We start from the raw sequence: 22,947 nt of genomic DNA on the forward strand, positions 1-22,947 counted from the left end.
CGGCCGCCGGGCACGGCCGTTGGCCGTACCCGGCGGTGTGCCGGTGCGTGGGCGGATCAGCGGCCGCCGGCGCGGAACACCTCGGTCACCGTACGGAGCACCACCTTGACGTCGAGCCAGAGGGACCAGTTCTCGATGTAGAAGTTGTCGAAGCGGGCCCGGTCGGAGATCGGGGTGTCGCCGCGCAACCCGCTGACCTGCGCCAGACCGGTGAGCCCGACCGGAACGCGGTGGCGCATCGCGTACTGGGGGTACTCGGCCGAGAACTTCTCGACGAAGTAGGGGCGCTCGGGTCGGGGGCCGACAACGCTCATGTCGCCACGGAGGATGTTCCAGAGCTGCGGCAGCTCGTCGAGGGAGGTCCTGCGCATGATCCGGCCGATCGGCCCCACCCGCCGGTCGTTGGCGATGGACCAGTTGGTCTGCGACTCGTGCTCGTCGACGGGGCGCATGGACCGGAACTTGATGATGTTGAAAGGTCGGCCGTGCCGACCGATGCGCTCCTGGTAGAAGAAGATGCCGGGGCCGCCGTCGATGAGCGTGGCGACAGCGCAGATGAGGAGCACCGGGCTCAGCAGGAGCAGCGCCACCGAGGCGAACGCGATGTCCGACGCGCGCTTGAGCGCGGACTGCGGGCCGGAGAGGGTGATGTCGCCGATGCTGACGACCGGGACCGCGCCGATGTGGTCGCCGTGCGAACGGGACCCCCAGAGGGGGGTGGCCGCCCACAGGTCGCACTCCGCCGTCCGTGGCCGGGCCAGGATCTCCATGAGTGAGGTCTCGGAGCAGTTCGCGTCCGCGACGATCACCACGTCGCACTCGCGCAGACGTACGAGGCTGTCGAGGTCGTCGAGGGATCCGATCAGCGGCAGCGCCGACGGGCCGTCCGGGGTGTCGACACAACCCACGAAGCGGAGGCCGTACTGGGGGTAGCGGCGCAGGAGCCGGGCGAGTTCCACGGCGGTGGGGCCACTGCCGACGATGATGGTGTTGTGCTCGACCCACCGGCGCTTGCGGGCGACGATGGCGAATTCTCGGGTGAAGGCCCGCCCGAGGATGACCAGCCCCGCCGACGCGGCGACACCGCGGGTGAAGCCGAAGACGTACTCGGCGGATTCGTGACGCATCGCCGCGACGATGGCGACCGCGGACGCCGCGGCCAGCAGACGCCCGCAGAGGCTCGGCACCTCGTCGAGGAAGCTCACGTGCCGTCGTGCCCGGTAGAGGCCGCCGCTGGCAAAGACGATCACGGTCAGGACCGTCATGGCCAGGGTGCCGCGCCAGTACTGCTGAGTGACGAGCAGCGGCGTCAGCAGTGCCAGGACGTCGACCGGCGCGGTCATCATCCAGGCCCGCAGCCACCGGGTCCGGGTCGAGGCGCGCGAGCCGGCGTACGGCAGGACGGCGGTCGTGTCCAGGCCGGCGCGAGGCTCGTGCTCTTCGGGGGCGGGGGCGGGGGCGGCTGCGGGTGCCGGGGCCGGCGAGGTCGAGCGCCGGTCGGCGGGCGCCGGGAAGGCCGGGGTCTGGTGGCCGGAAGTCTGGTGGCCGGCAGGCTGGTAACCGGGAGGTTGGTAGCCGGCAGGCTGGTAACCGGGGAACTGGTAGGCGGGAGGGCGACTCCCGCCGCGGCTCCCCTCGTCGTCCCCCTCACCGTCGCCCTGGGCGTCGGTGGCGTTCCCGGCCCGGTCCTCGGCCGGCACCGGTCGATGCCACATAGCGGGCTGATTGGACATTGTGGACCTCCCCGTGAGGGCCGGCTGACCTGGCCGGTCCGTAATTCGAGACAAGGCGGCGGACGGCAACGGCCACCGGCCCAGGGGTTACTTGGCGCTGGCGAGAATCTCGTCGACGGAGTCCCGGCGCACGGCATCATAGAAGGTCTTTGCCTTCTCGGTGTTCGCGAAGACGACGCTCTCGCTGCCCACTCGACCGGTGCCCTTCGTCGGGCTGGTAACGAAGGTGAGGTTACGACCACGGAGGCTCCGCAGGTCTGTCGCCATGCTGACGAGCGACATCTTCTCGTCCACCGCCACGGCGCTCGAGGTCGCCTTGACGAAGGAGTTGAGCCGCCCGGGATTGGTGACGATGCCACCGGACACGGCCTTGTCGAGAATGGCCTTGATGACCTGCTGCTGGTGACGGATGCGGGCGAAGTCGCCGTCAGCGAACTGTTTGCGCTGGCGGGAGTAGTCCAGGGCCGTCTCGCCGTCCATCCGCTGCATTCCCTGCTCGAACTTGCGGAACGGCGGGTGGATCGACGTGAACGACTTCTCCGCGTTGATGTCGACGCCGTCCAGGGCGTCGATGATTTCCTTGAAGCCAGCGAAGTCGACAATCATGACGTGGTCGATTCGCACCGTCGTGAACGATTCGACTGTTTGCACCATCAGCGGAACGCCACCCCAGGCGTACGCTGCGTTGATCTTCGCATCGCGGCCGCCGTGCCCCCCGTTCTTGGCCTTCGGCACGTTCACCCAGGTGTCCCGAGGGATCGAGACGAGTTGCGCGCTGGCCCGGTCCTTCGGGATGTGCGCGACGATGATGGTGTCCGTGCGCGAGCCGCCAGTGCTCTCCGGGTCGCGGGAATCGCTGCCCAGGATCAGGATGTTCATCGCGCCGCCGGCCACCGCCTGCGGACGCCCCTCCTCGGGAACGTCGGCGAAGGCATCCACCCGGTCGATGTCCTTCTCGACCGAGCGAAGATAGAGGGCGCCACCGATCATGCTGCCGCCGCCCAGGATCGCTGCGACTACCAGGCAGATGACGAGGACGCGACGCCAGCGAGGGCCACGACGTCGCCGCTTGCCCCCGGCCGGGACATCCTCGTGCGGATCGACTGCGTGTGGATCGACGAACTGGGTGTCGGCATCGGTGTACCGCTGAGCACCAGACATGTGGGCGATGCTACTGATTGAGTGCGCCTGTCGTGCACCCTCGTCCTTTCGGCTATCGCATGCCTGCCGACCGGGGCGGCGAACCCGACCCTGCGTTCGGACGGACTGCCGGTAACGCCGGCCCGGGAACGTTTTTCAGGCCCTATTCTGCTGCCCCTGCGGTTGGGTGAAAGCAATGTGAACATCGGGTTTCGCGAGGACGCTCCCGCTGCCGCCCGAACCCTGCTACAACGGCAGCCGTGGATCGAATCAAGCTCCGACGGGCCGTCGCGCGTACTCCACTCGCCCCGATCGCCGCCTTTCCCAAGAGGCTTCGCGCGGTCGCGCGGCACGACGCGAAGATGCTGCGCCGCTCAGCGCGCTGGCTGCTGACCTCCCGCGAGCACCACAACTACACGTACGACCTCACCTCGTTGAGCCGCAACCACCTCGCCTGGTTCGTCAGCGTGGTCTGCGACATCCCGGTCAAACAGGTACGGGCGTACCTCGGCGAGATCGAGTCCGACGACGGCCTGCGCCAACACCTCCTGGCGGCGATCGCCGCCTCGGACCGGCGCGGCCTCGCCGACAGGGAGATCCGCTACGCCCGGCGGATCGGCTGGTACGCCATCGTCCGCGCCACCCGCCCCACCCACGTCGTCGAGACCGGCGTCGACAAGGGACTCGGCAGCGTCGTCCTGGCGTCCGCCCTGCTGCGCAACGCGCAGGAGGGGCACCCGGGCCGCGTCACCTCCCTGGACATCAACCCCGAGGCCGGCTACCTCGCCCGTGTCGCGCCGTGGTCGGAGGTCGTCGACCTGGTGATCGGCGACTCGATCGCCTCGATCGGCGCGCTGGACCGCCCGGTAGACCTGTTCCTGCACGACAGCGATCACAGCCGAGCCCACGAGAAGCGTGAGTTCGACGCCGTGGAACCCAAGCTCGCACCCGGCGCGATCCTGCTCACCGACAACGTCACCAGCACCAACGTGCTCGCTAACCACGCCGAACGCACCGGCCGACGGTTCCTCGCCTACCGGGAGACCCCGGCCAACCACTGGTACCCGGGCGACGGGATCGGCGTGGCATGGTAGCCGGGTGCGGCTGACCTCGATTCACACGTACCCCGTCAAGGGCTGTCACCGGCTCGACCACGACGGCGCGTTCGTGCACCGGTGGGGTCTGGCCGGCGACCGGCGTTGGATGCTCGTGGACGCCGACGGGGTCGGCGTCACGCAGCGGGACACGACCCGACTCGTCGGCCTGCGCGCCTCCGTGCACCCCGGGGGTCTGTCACTGCGCGCCGACGGGCAACCCGACCTCGACGTGCCCGAGCCGGCCGGCGGCGAACCGGTCGCGGTCCGTACCTTCCGCAGCCGCACCTTCGGTGTCCCCGCGCTGCCGGCCGGCCACGCGGCCGACGACTGGCTCGGAGCCCTGCTCGGCCGACCGGTCCGACTGGTCTGGCTGGCCCAGCCGACCCGCCACCTGGCCGCCGGGACCCGCGAACACGACACCGGTGACCAGGTCAGCTTCGCCGACGCCTACCCGGTGCTGCTGGCCAACGCCACCTCCCTCGACGCACTCAACGACTGGCTGGCCGAGGCGGGGGAGGAACCGGTACCGATGACCCGCTTCCGACCCAACCTGGTCGTCAGCGGTGCGCCGGCCTGGGCCGAGGACGATTGGGTGGGTCGGCGGCTGCGCATCGGCGACCGGACGTTCCAGGCCGCCGGGCCGTGCGACCGCTGCGTGGTGACCACCACCGACCAGGAGACCGGGGTACGCACCAGGGAGCCGCTGCGCACCCTCGGGCGGCACCGCAACGTCAAGCAGAAACTCCTCTTCGGACTGAACCTGGTGCCGCTCGACAGCGGACCGCTGGCGGTGGACGCCCCGGTGGTCCTCGCGCCCTGACCGGTCGCCGACCAGCAACCGGCACCCCACGGTCACCGTCCGTCGATGCTGTCTTAGCTTTGGCTTAGCCCGCTTGTCCGTACCCGACCGGGTCCGGCAGCATCGCCGTCGTGACGGACGGAAGCGCTGTCGACATCAACATCGACCTGGACCATCCTCCAGAGGACCGGCCCGCGCCGTCGTCCGGCGCGAAACCCTGGCTGGTAGCCACCGGCGTCACAGTCCTCGCGGCGACGCTCGGGCTCACCCTCACCCTGCGATCCGGCTCCACCCCGGCCTGCGCCGCCGGCCGGACGCTGGCCGCCGCGCCACCCACCGGCAACGCCACGCACACCGGCAAGGCCACCTTCTACGACTCCAAGGGCGCCGGCGGCAACTGCTCGAACCCGGCCGCCCCCGCCAACCGGCTCTACGTCGCGCTCGGTCCGACGGAATACTCCGCCGGTGCCGCCTGCGGCGGATTCCTCGACGTCGTCGGCCCCAAGGGCACCGTCCGGGTGCTCATCATGGACCAGTGCCCGGAGTGCGAGCCCGGCCACCTCGACCTGTCCCGCGAGGCGTTCGCCCGGATCGCCGACCCCGTCCAGGGCCTCGTCCCGGTGACCTACCGCGCGGTGGTCAACCCGCCGCTGCCCGGACCACTCAGCTTCCGGATCAAGGAGGGCGCGTCGCAGTGGTGGTTCGCCGTCCGCGTCGGCAACCACGGCAACCCGCTGCGGTCCGTCGAGGTCCGGCAGCGCGACAGCGACCCCTGGCAGTCGGCCGCCCGGCAGGACTACAACTACTGGCTGATCGCCTCCGGCGCCGGGCCGGGCCCGTTCACCGTCCGGGTCACCGACGTGTACGGCAACCGGGTCACAGCCGGCGGCATCAGAATGGCACCGGGCCAGGTGCAGAACAGCACGATCCGGATGTACGCACCCGGTGCCGGGGCCGCCACCCGCCGTCCGTCCGCATCGACCCGTCCGCCGAGCAGCCGACCCGCCGTCACGCCGACGCCGACCCGTCGCTCCGTCGAGGTGGCGAGGGCGAGCGCCCCGGCCACCGACGCACCGACCACCAGTTCGGCCCGGGCCAACGCCCGGTGGTGCGAGGGCTGACCGCTCAGCCGGCCACCGTCAGATCGAGCCACATCAGGATCTCGTCCCGGTCGTCATCGGGGGCCACCCGCAACGCACCCGGAAGCCGGCCGACCTCCCGGTACCCGAGGCGACCGTAGAACTTGTCCAACCCCAGCCCGTCGCGCACCGTGACGTGCAGTGCCTCGTGGCCCAACGCCCTGCCCAGTCGCTCGGCCTCCACCATCAGCGCCGAGCCGAAGCCGGCGCACTGGGTGTCCGGGTGGACCATCACCCGCTTCACTGTGCACCAGTGCGCCGTGAGCGGAAAACGGTTGTCACTGAAGATCAGCATCGCCGCCAGCCGGTCCCCGGAATAGCCGACCAACAGCCGGTCCGGTCCGTCGGCGATGCCGGCGAAGGTCGGATCGGCGGTGACGTGCACGTCAGCGGCGGTGACCGGTGGTACGAAGCCGACCGCCCCGCCCGCGTTGCTGACGTCCACCCAGAGGTCGACGATCTCGGCGCGTAGCTGCGGGGTCAGGTCAGGATCAAAGACGAAGCGCAGACTCACGCTCGCCATCCTGGCTCAACGACCAGGGCCACGACCCGCGGCAGTGACGTGCCCGACAACCGTGCGCGGGTACGTGATCGGTGTTGCCTGTGCGGGAGAGGGGATTCGAACCCCCACATCCTTCCGGATACAGGTTCCTAAGACCTGCGCGTCTGCCGTTCCGCCACTCCCGCCAACCCGCTGAGTCTAGAACGTCTGGCTGCGACGGTGTTGAGCCCGGCCTCCTTGAGAATGGTCGAGATCGTGCCGTGACCAACTCTGCATCCCCCACGGGGCAGATCGCGAAGGATGCCGGACAGCCGCTTCGGTCCGATATCAGGGTGCTCCAGCGCCTGTTCTATTACCGCCTCACGATGAGCCCTTGAACGCCAACCACGGTTCGGACGTGGTCTCAACACACCGTCCTGCTCCAGTCTTCGCCGAATCTTGTGCAGATACGCCGGGGTCCAGCCCAACTGTCGTGCCGCCTCCGTGGCCGTCACCTGCTGGGCATCGACCCGGCCGAACACGTCGACAATTTCTTGGCGAGTGGCCGGTCGGCGTTCGGAGCTGGACGCGCGTTCCTCTCCATCGGTCTGCGTCGCGACGATGGGAAGTTCAGAAGAACGGTTCCGGCGGCCGGCGTAGGTGTCGGTCTGGCTGTGGCAGTTCGGGCAGAGAATCCGCAGGTTCGGTGGCCGGTTGTCGAGGAAATCCCCGTTGATGTGGTCGACGTGCAGGATGAGCGACGCGGCCCGCCACACCGGCCCTATCCCGCACCCCTCGCACTCCTCCAGCACGCCGATCGTGCCCAGCGCCCACTTCAACCGCACGCCTGGCGTCCGCCGGGACCCGTCGGGCAGCACGACCAGGAGCTGCGAGGAGGTGATGCGCCGTTCGCCACGTCGCCCCTTGTTGTGTGCCTGCCTCGTGAAGTGCGACGTGTCGATGCCGAACCGTTTGAGCTGTCGGCTGATGTGCGCGTGTGAGCCGCCGCTGACCCGAACGCCGAGCAACCGCATCACCTCGGTGACGTTGCGGGCGACGGCGGCAGCGGCGGCCAGTGCTTCCGGCGTGTACTTGTATCGGACCACTGACGGACCGTAGCGCCCCGGTACGACAGGTCAGTCCAGGCCGAGGTCGCGGCGGAGCTTGGCGACGTGCCCGGTGGCCTTGACGTTGTAGAGCGCCCGCTCGACCTTGCCGTCAGCGTCGATCACGAACGTCGAGCGGATCACGCCGGTGACGGTCTTGCCGTAGAGCTGCTTCTCGCCGTACGCGCCGTAGGCGGTCAGCACCGACTTGTCCGGGTCGGACACCAGCGGGAAGGTGATGGCGTCGCGCTCGCGGAACTTCGCCAGTTTCTCCGGCTTGTCCGGGGAGATGCCGACGACCTCGTAGCCGGCGGCCTGGAGTGAGGCGAGTGAGTCGCGGAAGTCGCAGGCCTGCTTGGTGCAGCCGGGAGTCATCGCGGCCGGGTAGGCGTACAGGACCACCTTGCGACCTCGCAGGTCGGCGAGGGAGAGCTGGTCGCCGGTGTCGGTGGCGAGGGTGAACTCGGGCGCTGGGTCACCGGGGGAGAGTCGGTCGGGCGAGGTCATGGCCCCGACCCTACCGCCGTGCCGGCCAGCGCCATCACCGACGACGCGGGCCGTCGCTACGACGCGCGCCGGTCGTCTGTGGGCTGGGATGCGGGGGTGATCATCAGGGGGTCGGCTGGTGGAAACCCGCCGTTCATGCGCCTGACCAGGTAGAGGTGATCAAGGCCATGCCCTGTTGCCAGACTCTGGCAACAACTACTCCTGGGAAATAGGCTGTCCCACGCCGGCCCGGTCGGGCCAGCTGACGCGTAGGAGGTCGCGTGGAGACACTGGCGATGCACATCTCGAACGGGATCATCGACGGTCCCGTGGCAGCGATCTTCGCTGCGCTCGCTCTTGCCGCGCTCACCTTCTGCGTTCTGCGCAGCCGGCGCGACCTGGACGACCGGCTGGCCCCGATGGCCGGCCTGGTGGCGGCGTTCATCTTCGCCGTCCAGATGCTCAACTTCCCGATCTTCACGGCCGGTGTCAGCGGCCACCTGCTCGGTGGGGCGCTCGCCGCGATGCTTGTCGGTCCGTGGGTCGGCGCGCTCTGCGTCTCCGTGGTGCTGGTCGTACAGGCGCTGGTCTTCGGCGACGGCGGCGTGGCGATGCTCGGCCTCAACATCACCAACATGGCGCTGCTCGGCACCGCCGCGGCGTACGCGCTGATCGCGCTGCTGCTGCGGGTGCTGCCCCGGACGCGGGCTGGTCTGGCGGTGACCGCGTTCGTCGCGGCGATGCTCAGCGTGGTGGTCGCGTCCCAGGGCTTCGTCGTGCAGTACTGGCTGGGCGGCACCACCGACCTGGGCGGCAACCTGGCCGGCCTGGCCGGCACGATGGCCGGAACCCACCTGCTGATCGGCATCGGCGAGGGCCTGATCACCGCGACCACAGTGCTCACCGTCGCGAAGGTGCGACCCGACCTGGTGTACGCGCTGCGCTCCCTGCGCACCCCCACCACCCCGGCTGTCCCGGTCTCCGGAGGTGTCCGATGAAGAACCGTTCCTGGGCCTTCCTGGCCGGCGGCCTGCTGGTCGCCCTGCTGCTCGCCGGCGTGGTCAGCAACTACGCCTCGTCCCACCCGGACGGGTTGGACTCGTCGCTGCTCAAGGGCTGCACCGTCGACGCCGACGACAACATCGTCGGCGGCAGCTGCCCGGCCCAGCAGGCGAAGGACCACGAGTTGGCCGACAGCCCGCTCGCCGACTACGGCGTACGGGGCGTGCGGAACAGCTTCGTCTCCACCGGCCTGTCCGGGGTGCTCGGGGTGCTGGTCACCTTCGCGGTCGGAGCCGGCGGGTTCTGGCTGCTGCGCCGCCGGGGCGGCACGCCGACCGACGCTGACGCGGCCACGCCCACCGGGGACGCCACGCCCGCCGAGGATGACGCGGCGACGTCGCACGCCGCCACGACAAGCTGAACAGGGGTACGCGGATGGGAGCCGGTCACGGGCACGTGCTGTACCGCGAGTCGGACTCGCCGGTGCACCGGCTCCCGCCCGAGGTCAAGATCGTGGCGATGGTGGTCTTCACCCTCGCCGTGGTGGCCACCCCACGGGAGGCGTTCTGGGCCTTCGGCGCGTACGCCGTGCTGGTGGCGGCGGTGGCGACGCTGGCCAGGGTGGGCCCATGGTGGTTGCTCAGCCGCGCGTTGATCGAGCTGCCGTTCGTGTTGTTCGCGGTCGCCCTGCCGTTCCTCGGCAGCGGCGACCGGGTCGAGGTGCTGGGCCTGCGGCTGTCCGAGGACGGGCTGCACGGCGCGTGGAACATCATGGCCAAGGGCACCCTGGGGGTGCTCGCCTCGCTGCTGCTCGCCGCGACCACCACCACCCGCGACCTGATCGTGGGGCTGGACCGGCTGCACTGCCCGCAGGTGCTCACCCAGATCGCCTCGTTCATGCTGCGCTACCTCGACGTGCTGGTCGGCGAGGCGCGGCGGATGCGGGTGGCCCGGATCTCCCGGGGCGACGACCCACGTTTCCTGTGGCAGCTGCGTGGCTTCGCGGCCGGGATCGGGGCGTTGTTCCTGCGCGCCTTCGAGCGCGGCGAGCGGGTCTATCTGGCGATGCTGTCCCGTGGCTACACCGGGAGGATGCCCGCCGTGTGGCAGGGCGAGGGTGCGGCGAGCGCCGGTCAGTGGCTGGTCGCGGCGACCGTACCGGTGTTGGCGGCCTCCATCGCCGCGACCGCCGTCGTGCTGTCATGATCGGTGTCGTGCAGACCGCTGTCTCGCTGGACGTTCGGGGTGTTCGTTACGCGTACCCGGACGGGCACGTCGCCCTTCAGGGGGTCGACCTGAACGTGCCGCGGGGCGACCGGGTGGCGCTGCTCGGGCCCAACGGCGCCGGCAAGACCACCCTGGTGCTGCACCTCAACGGCATCCTCACCCCGACCGAGGGCAGCGTGAGCGTCGGCGGGTTGACCGTCACCCCGGATCGGGCCACCCTGGCCGAGGTCCGCCGCCGGGTGGGCATCGTCTTCCAGGACCCGGACGACCAGTTGTTCCTGCCCACGGTGGCGGAGGACGTGGCGTTCGGGCCGGCGAACCTGGGTCTGCGCGGGGCCGAGTTGGCCGCCCGGGTGGACGAGGCGCTCGCCGCGGTGGGGATGAGCGAGCACCGGGGCCGGGCCCCGCAGCACCTGTCGTTCGGGCAGCGTCGCCGGGTGGCGGTGGCCACAGTGCTCGCCATGCACCCGGAGATCCTGGTGCTCGACGAGCCGTCGTCGAACCTGGACCCGGCGGCCCGTCGGGAGCTCGCCGAGATCCTGCGCGGCCTGCCGGTGACCCTGCTGATGGTCACGCACGACCTGCCGTACGCGGCGGAGCTGTGCGAGCGTTCGGTGATCCTCGACGACGGCCGGATCGTCGCGGACGCCCCCACCACCACCCTGCTCAACAACGCGCCCCTGCTGGCCAGACACCGTCTGGAACTGCCCTACGGCTTCACCCCCCAGCCGTAAACCCGCTCTCGGCGGTCTCCACCCGAGGTGCCGCCGAGGTGGTGCGGGAGGTGGCGTGCAGGCGCAGGATGCCGGCGGCTGTCGCGCCGGCCCCGGTGATCAGGAAGAGCGCCACCATCACCCGGGCGGCCGCGGGCGACCAGGGCACCGGGGCGATGGCGCGGGCGAACACGGCGGCGTTCGACGCTCCGGCGAAGAGCGCCAGGCAGGCCCCGGCCAGTGCGACCACGAAGTCGGCGGCCGGGCGGCGGCTCAGCGCGTACCAGCCGGCGGCGATCGCGCCGAGGCCGGTGACCAGGGGCCAGATCTGCCCGGAGAGCAGCCCGACGAGCACTCCGCCCACGCCCTGGGCACCCGCGTCCAATTCCCGTCCCACCGGGTACCCGACGGCCAGCGCGCCGCCGACGATCAGCAGCACGCCGAGCGCGGACATCGCGCGGGCGCCGGCCGGGGCGGTGGCGGCGAACAGGCCGAGCGCGCCCACCGCGAGCAGCCCCACGATGGTCACGGCCCACCAGGTGTACGAGTCCGGCGGTGGCACCCAGTCCAGGGTGCCGCCGATCACCATCGTGTCGGTGCCGTCACGCAGCGGGATGGTCCAGTCCCGGACCCGGTGCTCGCGGTCCGGTGCGGCGCGTACCGCGGCCGGTGGTGCCGACTCCTGCCACAGCGCGCGTTGGTCGTGCCAGCGTGCTGTGGTGCCGTCGTCGACCCGTTGCCAGGAGGGTGCGGCGGCCGGGTCGGCCTCGGCCGGGAGTTCGGTGTCCCCGTCGATGGTGCGGTTCAGGTACGTGGCGGGGGAGTGGCTGTTCTCGAAGACCCCGTCCGGGCCGACGCGCAGGTACGGCTCGCCGGAGTAGCCGATGACCTCGATGGTGCGGCCGGTGCGGTTGGTCAGTTCCAGTCGGGCGCCCGCCTCGATGACGCGTACCTCAAGCCCTGGCCGTGCCGGTGTGACGCCGGTGGTCCGGGTGCGGTAGTCGGTGCCGTCCGGTGCGTCCGCGCCGTGGGCGGCGGCGGGCGCCGCGCTGATCACTGTGGCCAGGCCGGCTGTGGCGGCGATCAGGCCGGCGCGGCCCAGCAAGGTACGGATCACTTGCCGGCCGCCGCCACGGCTGCGGTGAGAGCGTCCGGGGTGGGGTTCTCGACCGGTTGACCGTTGACCTTGACGGTCGGCGTGCCGGTGACGTTGCTCCGGCTGGCGTCGTCGGTCACGTGTTCGGTCCAACCCTTGTACGTCCCGTCCTTCACGCAGCTGCCGAAGGAGCCCCGGTCGAGGCCCACGCTGGTGCCGATGTCGATGAGCGTGTCGTCGGTGAGCCCGGCGCTGCCCTCCGGCGGCTGCTGGGCGAAGAGCGCCTTGGCGTACTCGTGGTACTTGCCGCCCGCTGCAGCGCAGCCGGAGGCGGCCGAGGAGCGGGTGGAGTACTGGGTGGTGGAGAAGCGGTTGAGGTACGCGACCGGGTGGTAGACCACTTTCGCCTTGTTGTCGGCCACCAACTGTTCGAGGGTGGACCCGCTGGTCTGCTCGAACTGCTTGCAGGCCGGGCAGAGGAAGTCCTCGTAGACGTCGACGGTGACCGGCCCGCCGCCGGTGACGATGCCGGTGCCCTCCGCGTTGGCGCCGGGTGGGGTGGTGAAGTCGTCGGAGCGCTGGCTGGACCAGACGGCCCAGCCGATGCCGGCGGCGATGACCAGGACGACGACCGCGGCGGCGGAGACCCAGATCGTGCGGCGGCGGCGCCGCTCGCGGGCCAACTGCTCGCGGACCACCCGGGCGGCGTCCCGCTGCCCCTTGCGACTACTCATCCTCGTCCTCCACAACGGGTTCGCCGGACAACCACCCGTCCACCGATACCGGCGTACGTGGCCAGATCAGCAGGAATCCGGCCAAGACCAAGAATCCCAGGTCCCGGAGGATCTCCGGGAGGTAACTGGGTGCCTGCCCCGCCGCCAGTTGCCCGCCGCTGCCGAAGCAGCCGCAGTCGATGGCCAGCCCCCGCGCCCAGGCCGAGGCGATCCCCGCGATGAAGACCACCAGCAGCGCGGCGGACACCCCGGCGACGAGCCGGGTGGCCAGCCCGAGCAGCAGCAGCACGCCCAACGCCAGCTCGACGAAGGGCAGCGCCGCGCCGATCACTGTCGCCACGTCGTACGGCATCACCTGGTACGCGTTGACCGCCCGCCCGGATGCGGCGAGGTCGCTGACCTTCGACGCGCCGGCGACCAGCCAGACGGCGGCGAGGCCGAGTCGGGCCGCGATGCCGAGCCACGGGCGGACCAGTGGCCATCGGCCCCACCGGGTGGAAGGTGCTGTCACGCTCATTTGTCGTCCCGTCCGCGCCGGAAGTTCCGCGTTCAGCCGGCCAGGGCGTCGCCGACCGCCTCGACCAGGTCGTCCCGGGCCCGGGCGACCCGGGACCGGATGGTGCCCACCGGCACCCCTTCGACGGCGGCGGCCTCGGCGTACGACAGGCCGAGCAGTTGGGTGAGCACGAACGCGGAGCGCCGCTCGGGGCCGAGGCGAAGGACGAGGTCGGCGGCGCCGAACTGGCCGGCCGGGTCGGGGTGCGGTCGGTCGGTGTACGCGTTCGCCGCCAGGCGCTCGTCGAGCCGCCGACGCCTGATGACAGTGCGCAGGTGGTCGGCGCAGGCCCGGCGGGCGATGCCGAGCAGCCAGGTGCGGGCGCTGGAGCGACCCTCGAAGGCGGGAAGTGCCCGGAACGCCCGCAGGTAGGTTTCCTGGGTCAGGTCGTCGGCGCTGTCCGGGTCGACCAGGGCGGCGGCGAACCGCCAGACCTCGGCCTGGGTCAGCCGGACGAACGCCGCCTGGGCGGTCGGGTCGCCGTCGCGGGCGGTCAGCGCCCACTCGGTTGCCGGGTCCCGGGCGACCTCGTCGGCCGGCTCTGCCGGACTGACGACACCGGAGTCACGCGGGACAGGGATCACGACTCACCAGGTTACGCGGCAGCCGGCGGCGCGTCAGGGTCGTTCGACCCTTGGATGGTCTGCGCCACGTCGGGAACTTTTCTCCGTTCCGGGCCGACTACCAGTTCATGACGTGCGACCACCGACGCCCCCACCCCCCTCGGGTCGCCGAAAGGCACACCTATCGGCGACCATGTCCGGCATGACTGTCGCCCCCCGCCGCTGGGCCGCCAGGCTGGCGGCAGCCGCCGGCCTGCTCGTCACCGTCGTCGCCCTGTTGATCGCGCCAGCCACCTCCGCCAGCGCCCACGCGGTGCTGGAGAGCAGCAGCCCGGCCGCGTCCTCCATCGTGCCGAGCGGGCCGTCCGAGGTGGTCCTCACGTTCAGTGAGTCGGTCCGTAAGGTGCCCGGCAAGATCCGGATCATCGCACCGGACGGTTCCCGGGCCGACCGGGGCGAACCGTCGTTCGGTGACGCTGTCGTGACCATCCCGGTGGACCCGGCCGGCTCGCGCGGCACCTACCTGGTCAGTTTCCGGGTGATCTCCGCCGACAGCCACCCGGTTTCCGGCGCGTTCACCTACTCGGTCGGCGCGCCCTCGACCCCACCGGTCGACTCCGGCACTGACAGCCGCGCCAACCCGGTGGTGGAGACGGCGGTGAAGGTCGCCCGCTTCCTCGGCTACGCCGGTCTGGTGCTGCTGGTCGGGCCGGCGCTGGTGCTCGCCGCCCTGTGGCCGCGCCGGCTCTCCCGCCGGGGGCCGACCCGGCTGGCCTGGACCGGCCTCGGTCTGGTGGCCTTCGCCACCCTCGCCGACCTGTGGTTGCAGGTGCCCTACACGGCCGGTGGTGGTCTCTTCGACGTCACCGGCGAGGGGTTCGGCACTGTCTTCGGCAGCACCTTCGGCGCCGCCCACCTGGTCCGACTCGGCTTGCTGGCAGCGTCCATCTTCCTGCTCCGCCCGCTGCTGGCCCGGCCCGCCGGCCGCGCGGACGCGATCATCCTGGCCGTGCTCGGTGGCGCCGCCCTGCTGACCTGGCCGCTGGCCGGGCACGCGGCGGCCTCCCCAGCACCGGCGGTCTCGGTGGTGGTCGACGCGGTCCACCTGGGCAGCATGGCGGTCTGGCTGGGTGGCCTGCTCATGCTCGCCGTCTTCCTGCTGCGCCAGGCCGACGAGCGGGAGTTGGGCGCGATCCTGCCGATCTGGTCGCGCTGGGCGGCGCTCGCCGTCTCGGCGCTGCTGCTGGCCGGCACCGTCCAGGCGCTGATCGAGGTGGCCACCCCGCAGGCGCTCTTCGACACCACGTACGGGCGCCTGCTGCTCGCCAAGATCGGGCTGTTCGCGATTGTCATCGCCGTGGCCGCGTACTCCCGGAAGTTGGTGCGCAGCCGCGTCGCGGCGCAACGCCCGGTACCGGTGCGCCGGGCGGTCCTGGTGGAGCTGGCCGTCACCGTCGTGGTGCTGGCCGTGTCCGCCACGCTCGTGCAGACCACGCCCGCGCGCACCGCCGCGGCCGGGCCGTCCGCCGGGGCCGAGTCCGGCCTCTTCAGCACCAGGCTCTCCAGCCCGCTCCTGTCCGTCGAGGTCGAGGTGAGCCCGGCCGGGCGGGGCAACAACACGGTGCACCTGTACGCGTACGACAAGGCCAACCAGCCACTGCTGGTCGCGGAGTGGAAGGCGACAGCCGCGCTGCCCTCGGCCGGGATCGAGCCGATCGAGGTGCCGTTGCTGCGGTTGACGGACAGTCACGCTTACGGCGACGTCAGCATGCCGACGTCCGGCGATTGGCAGCTGAAGATCACCGCCCGAACGACCGACATCGACCAGGCCACGGTGACCGCCACCGTGCCCATCCGTTAGAGAGGTTCGCGAAACCCATGACCCGATTCCGGCGTACCGCAACCGCCGCTGCCGCCCTGGCGTTCACCGCCGCCGCCACCGCTGTGCTCGGCTTCGCCGGACCGGCGTCCGCGCACGTCACGGTGAACCCGAAGGAGGCAACCCAGGGTGGCTACGCCCGGGTGGCGTTCCGGGTGCCCAACGAGAGCGACACCGCGTCGACCACCAAATTGGAGGTCGTGCTGCCGGAGAACGCCCCGGTCGGCTCGGTGTCGACGATGCCGGTGCCCGGCTGGACGGTCGCCACGGAGAAGCGCAAGGTGGACCCGCCGATCGAGGTGCACGGCAGTCAGCTCACCGAGGCCGTCTCCAAGATCACCTGGACGGCCTCCGCCGACGCGGGGGTGAAGCCGGGTCAGTTCCAGGAGTTCCCCGTCTCGATGGGGCCGCTGCCGCAGGTCGACTCGATGGTCTTCAAGGTCCTGCAGACCTACTCGGACGGCAACATCTCGCGGTGGATCGACGAGCCGGCGCCGGGTGCCGAGGAGCCGGAGAACCCCGCTCCGGTGCTCACCCTGGCCGCCGCGGCGGCGCCGGCGGGTTCGGCCTCGCCCAGCGCAGCCGTGGCCTCGCCCGACGACGATGACGACGACGACGGCAACGGGCTCGCGGTCGGCCTCGGTGTGGCCGGTCTCGTCGCCGGCCTGGCCGGTCTGGTGCTGGGCGGGCTGGCGTTCACGCGTACCCGCCGGGAACCGGTCGCGAAGGTCTGACCCTGTTTCACCCGCTGGCCCGCCGGATCTTCCGGCGGGCCAGCGTGCTTTCCGGAGCCGATGTCGACCGTGCCGTGGATATCCCCTGATCAGACGGTGTACGTCGGTAAGGTCGGCCGGGTATTTGGCTACGGAGGGGGACGGTGCGGATGCGGTTCGTGCGGATGATCGCCGGAGTGTTGCTGTTGGTGGTGGGGATTCCGGCGCTGTTCGCCGGTGGCGGGCTGTGGCTGGTGACCCGACACGCCGACCCCGGCGGGTCCTTCGCCGCCCGCTTCGAAACGGTCCGCACGCCCGGTCACGCGATCGTCGTCACCGACCTCGACCGGTTGCTGCGGCAGGAGGCGCCCTTCGCGCGTACCGCCCAGACCCGGCTGCGCCTGGACGCCCGCACCACGGGCGGGCCGGCCTTCATCGGCTTGGCGCCCGCCGCCGAGGTGCGTGGGTGGCTGGAGGCGGTGCCGCACGCCACGGTCCGCCGGATGGCGCTGGCCCGAGGCCCGCTGCCGGTCCGGCTCGATCCGGCCGGACCGGCCGCCGACACCCCCGGTGTCGCGCCGGCCGCCGGGTCCGTCACGCCGCTGGGCCAACCCTTCTGGGTACGCGAGGGGATCGGCTCGCTGGACTGGAGCGCGGACGACCTCGCCGGCGAACCCATGAGCCTGGTGGTGATGCGCCCCGACGGGGAGGACGACCTCGCTCTGGACCTGCACGCCGAGTTGCGGGTCGGGTGGACCGGCCCGGTCACCTGGGGTCTGTTGACGGTCGGCGTGCTGCTGGTGGTGTGCGCGGCGCTGCTTCTGCTGCGGCCACTTCGGCCACGCGAGGTGATCTTCGTGGTCGAGCCGGACCAGGTGCCGGTGCTCTCCGGCCGGCTCGGGGTCACCTCGCTGAGTGGCCTGGGCCCCCGGCAACCCGAGCCGACCCCGCGGTTGCCGCTCCGACAACTCGCCCCGGTCGGCTCCGGCGCCCCGGAACCCGCCCGGTCGGCGATCGGGGCGGCCCGCGCGGCCACCCTCGCCGACCTGGACGAACCGGTTCGGCTGCCCCGCCCGCCGGAGGTGACGTTGAGTCTCGCCTGGCCGCCGGCCGACGTGGACGAGCCCACGGCCCGGCCGGTGGCGGCCGCGCCGGGCGACGGCCCGGCCGGTGGCGGCCCGGCCGGTGGCGGCCCGGTCGGGTGACGGCCCGGTCGGGTGACGGCCCGGTCGGGTGACGGCCCGGTCGGTGGTGGTGGGTGAGACGGCGAGTGGCCCGCCGCGCTGCCGACGCGGAGGGCCACCCTCACCGGGGGAGCGGTGCTACCCGAGCGACGCTTGAGGTAGATGAGGACAGATTAGCGACGAACATGGCCACTCGGGAGGTCTGTCCATTTGGTGCGATTTTCCGCATGGAGCCCCGAGCGCACCGGCAACGCCGCCAGCAGTAGCAGGCTGAGCAGCACGTAGGTGTTCTGCACGACGAAGTCCACCGGATCGTGGGTGTGGACCGGTCCCGCGCCCCAGGCCTGGAACGTCACCACGCCGTAGATCGTCACGGCGGTGATGCCCAGCGCGAGCCCGGCCAGCCACCGACGCCGGCGTGCCTCGTCCGGGCGGTCCGCGCTCAACGCCGCGTCGGCGAGCAGCACCACCGCCGGCACGAACCAGTAGATGTGGTGGGTCCAGGTGATCGGGCTGGCCAGGGAACCGACCAACCCGGTCAACGTCAGGCCGGTCAACGCGTCACCGGCCCGCGCCGCGCGGGCGGCCCGCCACAGCCCGTAGCCGGCGACCGCGGCCACCAGCAGCAACCAGAGCAGGCGGTCCGGCTTCTCCGGCTCGGTGAACCGGCTGAGCAGGCCGAACAGCGACTGGTTGCCGACGATGTCGGTGCGTCCCACCCGCTCGGTTGTCCACAGCTCGTGTGTCCAGAACCGCCACGAGTCACGAGGGGCGATCGCCGCCGCGAGCAGGGTCGCCGCCGCCGCGGTCGCGCTCGCCACCGCCGCGGCCCGCCACCGCCGCGTGGCCAGCAGGTAGACGATGAAGATGCCGGGAAAGAGCTTGAGGGCCGTCGCCAGCCCCACGCCCACCCCGGCCCAGCGTCGCGCCTGCGGCACCGCGAACAGCAGATCGGCCAGGATCAGCACGACCAGCAGCATGTTGATCTGGCCGAAGGTGATCGTTTCGCGGATGCTCTCCACCGCCAGCACCAGCAGGACGGCGGCGACCAGGGTGAACGTGCGGGGCAGGGCGTGTCGGGCGATCACCGGCGTCACCAGCCACCGGGTGGTCAGCACCACGGCCAGCACTGTGAGCGCCGTGAAGATCGCCACGGTGGCGCCGAGCCGTAACAGACCGAACGGCCACAGCAGCAGCGCGCTGAAGGGTGGGTAGGTGAAGTACAACTCGCCCTGCACCCGGTCGGGCTGGACGTAGTCGTAGAGCGGGTGGCCGACGCGCCACCAGTCCATCGCGGACATGTAAATCTTGAGATCGAAGAAGTTGTGCACGAGGCCGGGCAGGTACAGCGCTGGCAGCACAGCGCCGAGGGCCACCACCGCGACCAGGCGACGGACCGTACGGCCGCCGGGATCGTCTTCGGTGACGGCGGGCGGTGCGACGGGTTCTGCTGGCACCCCGAAACCCTAGCGGTCCGGTCCGCCGAGAGCGCGCAGCCGCGGGGCGTGGGCTGCGCGTAGGCTGTCCCGGTGGCTGATCTCCTCGTCTGGATCGACTGTGAGATGACTGGGTTGGACCTCGGCAGGGACAAACTGATCGAGGTTGCGGCACTGGTCACCGATCCCGACCTCAACGTGCTGGGTGACGGTGTCGACGTGGTCATCCACGCCGACGAAGCGGCGCTGGAGGGGATGCCGGAGATCGTGCAGACGATGCACGCCAAGTCCGGCCTCACCGAGGAGGTCCGTCGTTCGGCGGTCACCCTCGCCGAGGCCGAGGACCTGGTGCTGGAGTACGTCCGCACCTTCGTCAAGGATCCGCGTACGGCTCCGCTCTGCGGCAACTCGATCGCCACCGACCGGGGCTTCATTGCCCGGGACATGCCCCGCCTCGACGCCCACCTGCACTACCGGATGATCGACGTGTCGTCGATCAAGGAACTCTGCCGCCGCTGGTACCCCCGCGTGTACTTCGGTCAGCCGCAGAAGGGTCTCGCGCACCGGGCGCTCGCCGACATCCGGGAGAGCATCCGGGAGTTGGAGTACTACCGGCGCACCGTCTTCGTTCCGCTGCCCGGCCCGGACGTCGAGACCGCCAAGGCCATCGCCGCCGAACTCTGACCGCGCCGGCTCGTCCCGGGGAGCAGGGAACCCGCTGGACGAGGTACGTCGGGGTGTGGCTATTATTGGTCCGCACCCCGCCCGGAGCGATCAGCCGGGCGACGGCGGCATGGTGGCTGTAGCTCAGTTGGCAGAGCACCGGGTTGTGGTCCCGGTTGTCGGGGGTTCAATTCCCCTCAGTCACCCCACTGGTTTCACTGCTCAGGCCCCCTCCTCGGAGGGGGCCTGAGTCGTTGTGGGGCCGAGACAGGGGCGACGCGAAAGCCCCCTCCGAGGAGGGGGCTTTCGTCGGCTGGCTCAGGCGGTCGGTGTGGGGGATGGGGTGACCGCCCCGTCCGGGGCCGGGGTGGTGGCGTCCGGGTCGGCCGGAGGCTCGTACGGGAGGGCGCTGCCCTTGACGTACTCGTCCCAGCTCATGTTCCAGTCGGTCCAGCCGTTGCCGTTCTGGAGCTTGCGCTCGGTGCCCTTGACGGTGATCGGGTCGCCGATCTGGGTGTTCTTGAAGAGCCAGTCGCCGTTGGCCATCGACACGTTGACGCAGCCGTGCGACACGTTCGTGGTGCCCTGCTGCCCCTCGGACCAGGGTGCCGCGTGGATGAACTCCCCGCCCCAGGTGAGACGCTGCGCAAAGTCGATCTTGGTGCGGTAGCCCTCGTCCGGGCCCAGCTCCTCGAACGTGTCGAAGACCGTCTTGCGCAACTTCTCGATGACGACCATGGTGCCGCTGGACGACGGGGTGCTCTTCTTGCCCAGGCTGACCGGAATGGTCTTGATCACAGAGCCGTTGCGGGTCACCGTCATCCGCTTGGTCTTGTTGTCGACGGTCATGACCACCGCAGCGCCGATCTTGACGTCCACCGAGAGGTCGGCGCGGCCGTACCAACCCGCACCCATCGGCAGGCCGCCGGCCTGCACCCGGTAGGAAACCTTGCTGTTGGGCTTCCAGAACTCCTTCGGCCGGTACCGGATCTCGGTGGGGCTGACCCAGTGCCAGATCCCCTCCTGCGCCGGGGTCGAGGTGACGGTCATCCGGCGCTGCACGTCGTCGCGGTAGTCCTCCGGGATGTCCCGGCTGAACTTCACGATCAGCGGCATGCCCACCCCGACCACCTGGTTGTCACCGAGGAAGCTACTCACCCGCACCTGGTTGCCGGGTTTGGCCATGGTGGTGAAGGTGCTCGTCGCGGTGGCCGGAAGCCCGTCGTCGCCCTTGGCGGTCACGGTGGCCGTGTAGCTCGTGCCGTAGGCCAGCGCGCCAGCCGGAAGCCACGACTTGCCGTCCTTGGCGAGGGCGCCCTCGACCGCCTTGCCGGCGGCGTCCTTCAGCTCGACCGCGGTTTCCACGGCGTCCTTCGTGGTGAAGGTGATGCCGGTGGAGGCCGCCACGTCCTTGGCGTCGGCCGCCGGCTCACTGATCGTCGCCGCGGCCTTCGGTGCCGGGTTCTCGCCGCCCCCGTGCCACGAGGACGACTTGCCGCCGTCGCCGTCGGTGCAGGCCGAGGTGAAGGCCAGCGCCACGGCGAGGAGCCCTGCCGCGAACACGCGGCGTCGCCCAGCGGGCCTGATCAGCTGGTCCTGGCTAGCTCGCATGAAGTCCCTCACAGTTGTGGTCGCTGCCCCATCGTCTCTTACTGACGCGCCAGAGCCGGCCCCGGTTGCCGAGGGTGAACCGAAACACGCCGTCAATAGTGCCCGAATCCTGCTACTATCCGGCGTTTCGTGAGCCTGGTTCGTCTCCGTGCCGGGAGTGCGGGGGTCGCCGCGTCGTCATCGACCGGCGGGAGTGCAAGAGTACGCCGGCCCGGCCAACGGCCGAGCCGGCGCAACGAGGCCGACGACTCAGACCGCCGGGCCGGCCCCGCCACTGGGCACCGGCAACGCGCTGCCCTTGATGAACTCCGACCAGCTCAGGCTCCACGCCGTCCAACCGTTGCCGGCGGTGATCCTGCGCTCGGTGCCCTTGATCGTGATCGGGTCACCGATCCGGGTCTTGTCGAACAACCACCTGGCGTTCGCCATCGACACGTTCACGCAGCCGTGCGAGACGTTCTGCCGCCCCTGCACGTGCTCCGACCAGGGCGCGGCGTGGATGTACTCGCCGCCCCAGGTGAGCCGCTGGGCGAACTGGATGTCGGTCACGTAGCGGTTGGCCGGATCCGGGTCGTCGCGGGTGTCGAAGACAGTGGCTTCCTTCTTCTCCATCACCACCATCGTGCCGCTCGACGACGGGGTGCTCTTCTTGCCCAGGCTCACCGGAATGGTGCGTACCGGCGTGCCGTTCTCGAACACCGTCATCTTCTTGTTGGCGTTGTCGACCTTCATCTCGAACGAGCGGCCGATCTTGGCGGTGGCCTTGCGGTCGATGTCACCGTATTTGCCGTTGCTCAAGGGCATCCCCGCCAGGGCGATCCGCACGGTGATGGTGGTGCCCGGCTTCCAGTACTCCGGAGCTCGGTAGTAGGCCTGCGTGCCGTTGCTGACCCAGTGCCACGCGCCCGGCTGTGGCGGGTCCGTCCTGACGAACATCCGCTTCTGCACCGCCGCCCGGTCCTTCTTCGGGATACCCGGGTGGAACTCGGTGACCACCGGCATGGCCACCCCGTAACTCTTGTCGTCGAAGAGGTACAGGCCCGACCCGATCGTCGACTTCGGCTTGGCCATCGTGGTGAAGCTGCTGGTGCCCTGGCTGCTCGTACCGTCGGACGCGCTGGCCGTCACCGTGGCGGTGTAGCGGGTGCCCCACTTCAGCGGAGCGGACGGCACCCAGGACGAACCATCGCTCCGCAGCTTGCCCTCGATCGAGCCGCCGCCGTCCGCCGTCAGCGTGACAGCTGACACCTTCCCGCCGTCCGGGAGCTTCGCGCTGATCTCCGTGCTCACCGGCCTGTTCTTCGTGCCGTTCGCCGGGCTCAGCGTGAGCGCCGGCCCACTCGGTGTGCTCGGTGTCGAAGGTGCGGCTGAGCCGGGGGTGACGCTCACGTCCGGGGACGCACCGCCAACGAATTCCGGCTTCTTTCCGTCGCCGCCGCATCCGGTCAGTGCCAGCGCCGCCGCCAGAGTCAGGGCGCCCACCACCGCCCCGGCTCGCGTGAACCGTGCCATGCCCACCTCTGTTCTCGCGTACCTGGCGGACATCGTGCCGCATCGACGCCGCAACCCACGTCCCGATCTTGACGGTG

The 22,947-nt window shown here is 70.8% G+C and carries 22 protein-coding genes, 2 tRNA genes and 1 pseudogene; 12 read left to right on the forward strand and 13 right to left on the reverse strand.

The window, feature by feature from the left end; translation table 11 throughout:
* Window positions 1-56: 56 nt before the first annotated feature.
* Complete coding sequence (locus AB0B68_RS24475; RefSeq protein ID WP_357262944.1) at window positions 57-1,700, reverse strand: sugar transferase; 1,644 nt, start codon at window positions 1,698-1,700, stop codon at window positions 57-59.
* A gap of 120 nt (window positions 1,701-1,820) precedes the next feature.
* Entirely contained in the window at window positions 1,821-2,894 is a 1,074-nt protein-coding gene (locus AB0B68_RS24480) for an LCP family protein (RefSeq protein ID WP_357200623.1), read from the reverse strand.
* A gap of 239 nt (window positions 2,895-3,133) precedes the next feature.
* Between AB0B68_RS24480 and AB0B68_RS24485 the strand changes: the two genes are divergently transcribed.
* The 3 genes from AB0B68_RS24485 (at window position 3,134) to AB0B68_RS24495 (ending at window position 5,890) form a co-directional block, all read left to right on the forward strand.
* On the forward strand, window positions 3,134-3,967 hold the full coding sequence (locus AB0B68_RS24485; protein ID WP_357262947.1) for a class I SAM-dependent methyltransferase: 834 nt from the start codon (window positions 3,134-3,136) through the stop codon (window positions 3,965-3,967).
* A gap of 4 nt (window positions 3,968-3,971) precedes the next feature.
* A complete protein-coding gene (locus AB0B68_RS24490) occupies window positions 3,972-4,790 on the forward strand; it encodes an MOSC N-terminal beta barrel domain-containing protein (RefSeq protein WP_357262950.1) in 819 nt (272 codons plus the stop codon).
* A 110-nt stretch (window positions 4,791-4,900) separates the two neighbouring features.
* The gene (locus AB0B68_RS24495; protein ID WP_357262953.1) at window positions 4,901-5,890 is read left to right on the forward strand and encodes an expansin EXLX1 family cellulose-binding protein; all 990 of its coding nucleotides are present in this window, start codon (window positions 4,901-4,903) and stop codon (window positions 5,888-5,890) included.
* Window positions 5,891-5,894: 4 nt separating this feature from the next.
* Here the strand turns inward: AB0B68_RS24495 and AB0B68_RS24500 are convergent, their stop codons facing one another.
* The 4 genes from AB0B68_RS24500 to bcp form a co-directional block, all read right to left on the reverse strand.
* Window positions 5,895-6,422: a GNAT family N-acetyltransferase gene (locus AB0B68_RS24500; RefSeq protein ID WP_357262956.1), complete on the reverse strand. Its 528-nt coding sequence runs from the start codon at window positions 6,420-6,422 to the stop codon at window positions 5,895-5,897.
* Between the two features lie 90 nt (window positions 6,423-6,512).
* Window positions 6,513-6,595: transfer RNA gene (locus AB0B68_RS24505), tRNA-Leu, on the reverse strand.
* Entirely contained in the window at window positions 6,560-7,495 is a 936-nt protein-coding gene (locus AB0B68_RS24510) for a hypothetical protein (protein ID WP_357262959.1), read from the reverse strand. The genes AB0B68_RS24505 and AB0B68_RS24510 overlap by 36 nt, the downstream gene beginning before the upstream one ends.
* A 30-nt stretch (window positions 7,496-7,525) precedes the next feature.
* A complete protein-coding gene (gene bcp / locus AB0B68_RS24515) occupies window positions 7,526-8,002 on the reverse strand; it encodes a thioredoxin-dependent thiol peroxidase (RefSeq protein WP_091393498.1) in 477 nt (158 codons plus the stop codon).
* Window positions 8,003-8,262: 260 nt separating this feature from the next.
* Here bcp and AB0B68_RS24520 point away from each other — a divergent pair, with 260 nt between their 5' ends.
* Genes AB0B68_RS24520 through AB0B68_RS24535 form a run of 4 tightly spaced genes read left to right on the forward strand, consistent with a single transcriptional unit; the run spans window position 8,263 to window position 10,944 of the window.
* Window positions 8,263-8,979 carry an energy-coupling factor ABC transporter permease gene (locus AB0B68_RS24520; RefSeq protein ID WP_357200605.1) on the forward strand — a complete coding sequence of 239 codons (717 nt, stop codon included), beginning with the start codon at window positions 8,263-8,265 and terminating at the stop codon, window positions 8,977-8,979.
* Window positions 8,976-9,404: a PDGLE domain-containing protein gene (locus AB0B68_RS24525; protein WP_357262962.1), complete on the forward strand. Its 429-nt coding sequence runs from the start codon at window positions 8,976-8,978 to the stop codon at window positions 9,402-9,404. Before AB0B68_RS24520 ends, AB0B68_RS24525 begins: the two co-directional genes overlap by 4 nt.
* Window positions 9,405-9,418: 14 nt before the next feature.
* On the forward strand, window positions 9,419-10,189 hold the full coding sequence (cbiQ, locus tag AB0B68_RS24530; protein ID WP_357200599.1) for a cobalt ECF transporter T component CbiQ: 771 nt from the start codon (window positions 9,419-9,421) through the stop codon (window positions 10,187-10,189).
* Window positions 10,186-10,944, forward strand: coding sequence for an ABC transporter ATP-binding protein (locus tag AB0B68_RS24535; protein ID WP_355005415.1), 759 nt, complete (start codon window positions 10,186-10,188; stop codon window positions 10,942-10,944). The genes cbiQ and AB0B68_RS24535 overlap by 4 nt, the downstream gene beginning before the upstream one ends.
* On the opposite strand, the gene AB0B68_RS24540 is transcribed toward AB0B68_RS24535, so the two are convergent.
* The 4 genes from AB0B68_RS24540 to AB0B68_RS24555 are packed head-to-tail and all read right to left on the reverse strand — an operon-like array spanning window position 10,928 to window position 13,893.
* Window positions 10,928-12,040, reverse strand: coding sequence for a hypothetical protein (locus tag AB0B68_RS24540; protein ID WP_357262965.1), 1,113 nt, complete (start codon window positions 12,038-12,040; stop codon window positions 10,928-10,930). The genes AB0B68_RS24535 and AB0B68_RS24540 overlap by 17 nt on opposite strands.
* Window positions 12,037-12,753, reverse strand: coding sequence for a thioredoxin domain-containing protein (locus AB0B68_RS24545; protein WP_355005413.1), 717 nt, complete (start codon window positions 12,751-12,753; stop codon window positions 12,037-12,039). The genes AB0B68_RS24540 and AB0B68_RS24545 overlap by 4 nt, the downstream gene beginning before the upstream one ends.
* Complete coding sequence (locus tag AB0B68_RS24550) at window positions 12,746-13,270, reverse strand: MauE/DoxX family redox-associated membrane protein (RefSeq protein ID WP_357200593.1); 525 nt, start codon at window positions 13,268-13,270, stop codon at window positions 12,746-12,748. Before AB0B68_RS24550 ends, AB0B68_RS24545 begins: the two co-directional genes overlap by 8 nt.
* A 32-nt stretch (window positions 13,271-13,302) precedes the next feature.
* Entirely contained in the window at window positions 13,303-13,893 is a 591-nt protein-coding gene (locus AB0B68_RS24555; RefSeq protein ID WP_357262967.1) for a sigma-70 family RNA polymerase sigma factor, read from the reverse strand.
* Window positions 13,894-14,065: 172 nt separating this feature from the next.
* On the opposite strand from AB0B68_RS24555, the gene AB0B68_RS24560 reads away from it, so the two are divergent.
* The 3 genes and pseudogenes from AB0B68_RS24560 to AB0B68_RS24570 form a co-directional block, all read left to right on the forward strand.
* A complete protein-coding gene (locus AB0B68_RS24560; RefSeq protein WP_357200587.1) occupies window positions 14,066-15,733 on the forward strand; it encodes a copper resistance protein CopC in 1,668 nt (555 codons plus the stop codon).
* A gap of 17 nt (window positions 15,734-15,750) precedes the next feature.
* On the forward strand, window positions 15,751-16,485 hold the full coding sequence (locus tag AB0B68_RS24565; protein WP_355005409.1) for a YcnI family protein: 735 nt from the start codon (window positions 15,751-15,753) through the stop codon (window positions 16,483-16,485).
* A gap of 692 nt (window positions 16,486-17,177) precedes the next feature.
* A pseudogene (locus AB0B68_RS24570) lies at window positions 17,178-17,440 on the forward strand (hypothetical protein); the annotation flags it as partial.
* Between the two features lie 381 nt (window positions 17,441-17,821).
* On the opposite strand, the gene AB0B68_RS24575 reads toward AB0B68_RS24570, so the two are convergent.
* Window positions 17,822-19,105, reverse strand: coding sequence for a glycosyltransferase 87 family protein (locus tag AB0B68_RS24575; protein ID WP_357200583.1), 1,284 nt, complete (start codon window positions 19,103-19,105; stop codon window positions 17,822-17,824).
* A 72-nt stretch (window positions 19,106-19,177) separates the two neighbouring features.
* Between AB0B68_RS24575 and orn the strand changes: the two genes are divergently transcribed.
* Together orn and AB0B68_RS24585 are read left to right on the forward strand one after the other, a co-directional pair.
* On the forward strand, window positions 19,178-19,768 hold the full coding sequence (orn, locus tag AB0B68_RS24580) for an oligoribonuclease (RefSeq protein ID WP_130407816.1): 591 nt from the start codon (window positions 19,178-19,180) through the stop codon (window positions 19,766-19,768).
* Window positions 19,769-19,880: 112 nt separating this feature from the next.
* Window positions 19,881-19,956: transfer RNA gene (locus AB0B68_RS24585), tRNA-His, on the forward strand.
* 109 nt (window positions 19,957-20,065) lie between these two features.
* On the opposite strand, the gene AB0B68_RS24590 is transcribed toward AB0B68_RS24585, so the two are convergent.
* Both AB0B68_RS24590 and AB0B68_RS24595 read right to left on the reverse strand, forming a co-directional pair.
* Window positions 20,066-21,358: an Ig-like domain-containing protein gene (locus AB0B68_RS24590; RefSeq protein ID WP_357200579.1), complete on the reverse strand. Its 1,293-nt coding sequence runs from the start codon at window positions 21,356-21,358 to the stop codon at window positions 20,066-20,068.
* Between the two features lie 249 nt (window positions 21,359-21,607).
* On the reverse strand, window positions 21,608-22,870 hold the full coding sequence (locus AB0B68_RS24595) for an Ig-like domain-containing protein (RefSeq protein ID WP_357200576.1): 1,263 nt from the start codon (window positions 22,868-22,870) through the stop codon (window positions 21,608-21,610).
* Window positions 22,871-22,947 lie beyond the last annotated feature (77 nt).

Source organism: Micromonospora sp. NPDC049049, assembly GCF_040649115.1.
GTDB lineage: Bacteria > Actinomycetota > Actinomycetes > Mycobacteriales > Micromonosporaceae > Micromonospora.

Coding starts and splice junctions, on each gene's coding strand:
- AB0B68_RS24525 (WP_357262962.1), top strand. CDS start 8,976: ATGAAGAACCGTTCCTGGGCCTTCCTGGCCGGCGGCCTGCTGGTCGCC.
- cbiQ (WP_357200599.1), top strand. CDS start 9,419: ATGGGAGCCGGTCACGGGCACGTGCTGTACCGCGAGTCGGACTCGCCG.
- AB0B68_RS24590 (WP_357200579.1), bottom strand. CDS start 21,358: ATGCGAGCTAGCCAGGACCAGCTGATCAGGCCCGCTGGGCGACGCCGC.
- AB0B68_RS24545 (WP_355005413.1), bottom strand. CDS start 12,753: ATGAGTAGTCGCAAGGGGCAGCGGGACGCCGCCCGGGTGGTCCGCGAG.
- AB0B68_RS24595 (WP_357200576.1), bottom strand. CDS start 22,870: ATGGCACGGTTCACGCGAGCCGGGGCGGTGGTGGGCGCCCTGACTCTG.
- bcp (WP_091393498.1), bottom strand. CDS start 8,002: ATGACCTCGCCCGACCGACTCTCCCCCGGTGACCCAGCGCCCGAGTTC.
- AB0B68_RS24535 (WP_355005415.1), top strand. CDS start 10,186: ATGATCGGTGTCGTGCAGACCGCTGTCTCGCTGGACGTTCGGGGTGTT.
- AB0B68_RS24565 (WP_355005409.1), top strand. CDS start 15,751: ATGACCCGATTCCGGCGTACCGCAACCGCCGCTGCCGCCCTGGCGTTC.
- AB0B68_RS24560 (WP_357200587.1), top strand. CDS start 14,066: ATGTCCGGCATGACTGTCGCCCCCCGCCGCTGGGCCGCCAGGCTGGCG.
- AB0B68_RS24480 (WP_357200623.1), bottom strand. CDS start 2,894: ATGTCTGGTGCTCAGCGGTACACCGATGCCGACACCCAGTTCGTCGAT.
- AB0B68_RS24550 (WP_357200593.1), bottom strand. CDS start 13,270: ATGAGCGTGACAGCACCTTCCACCCGGTGGGGCCGATGGCCACTGGTC.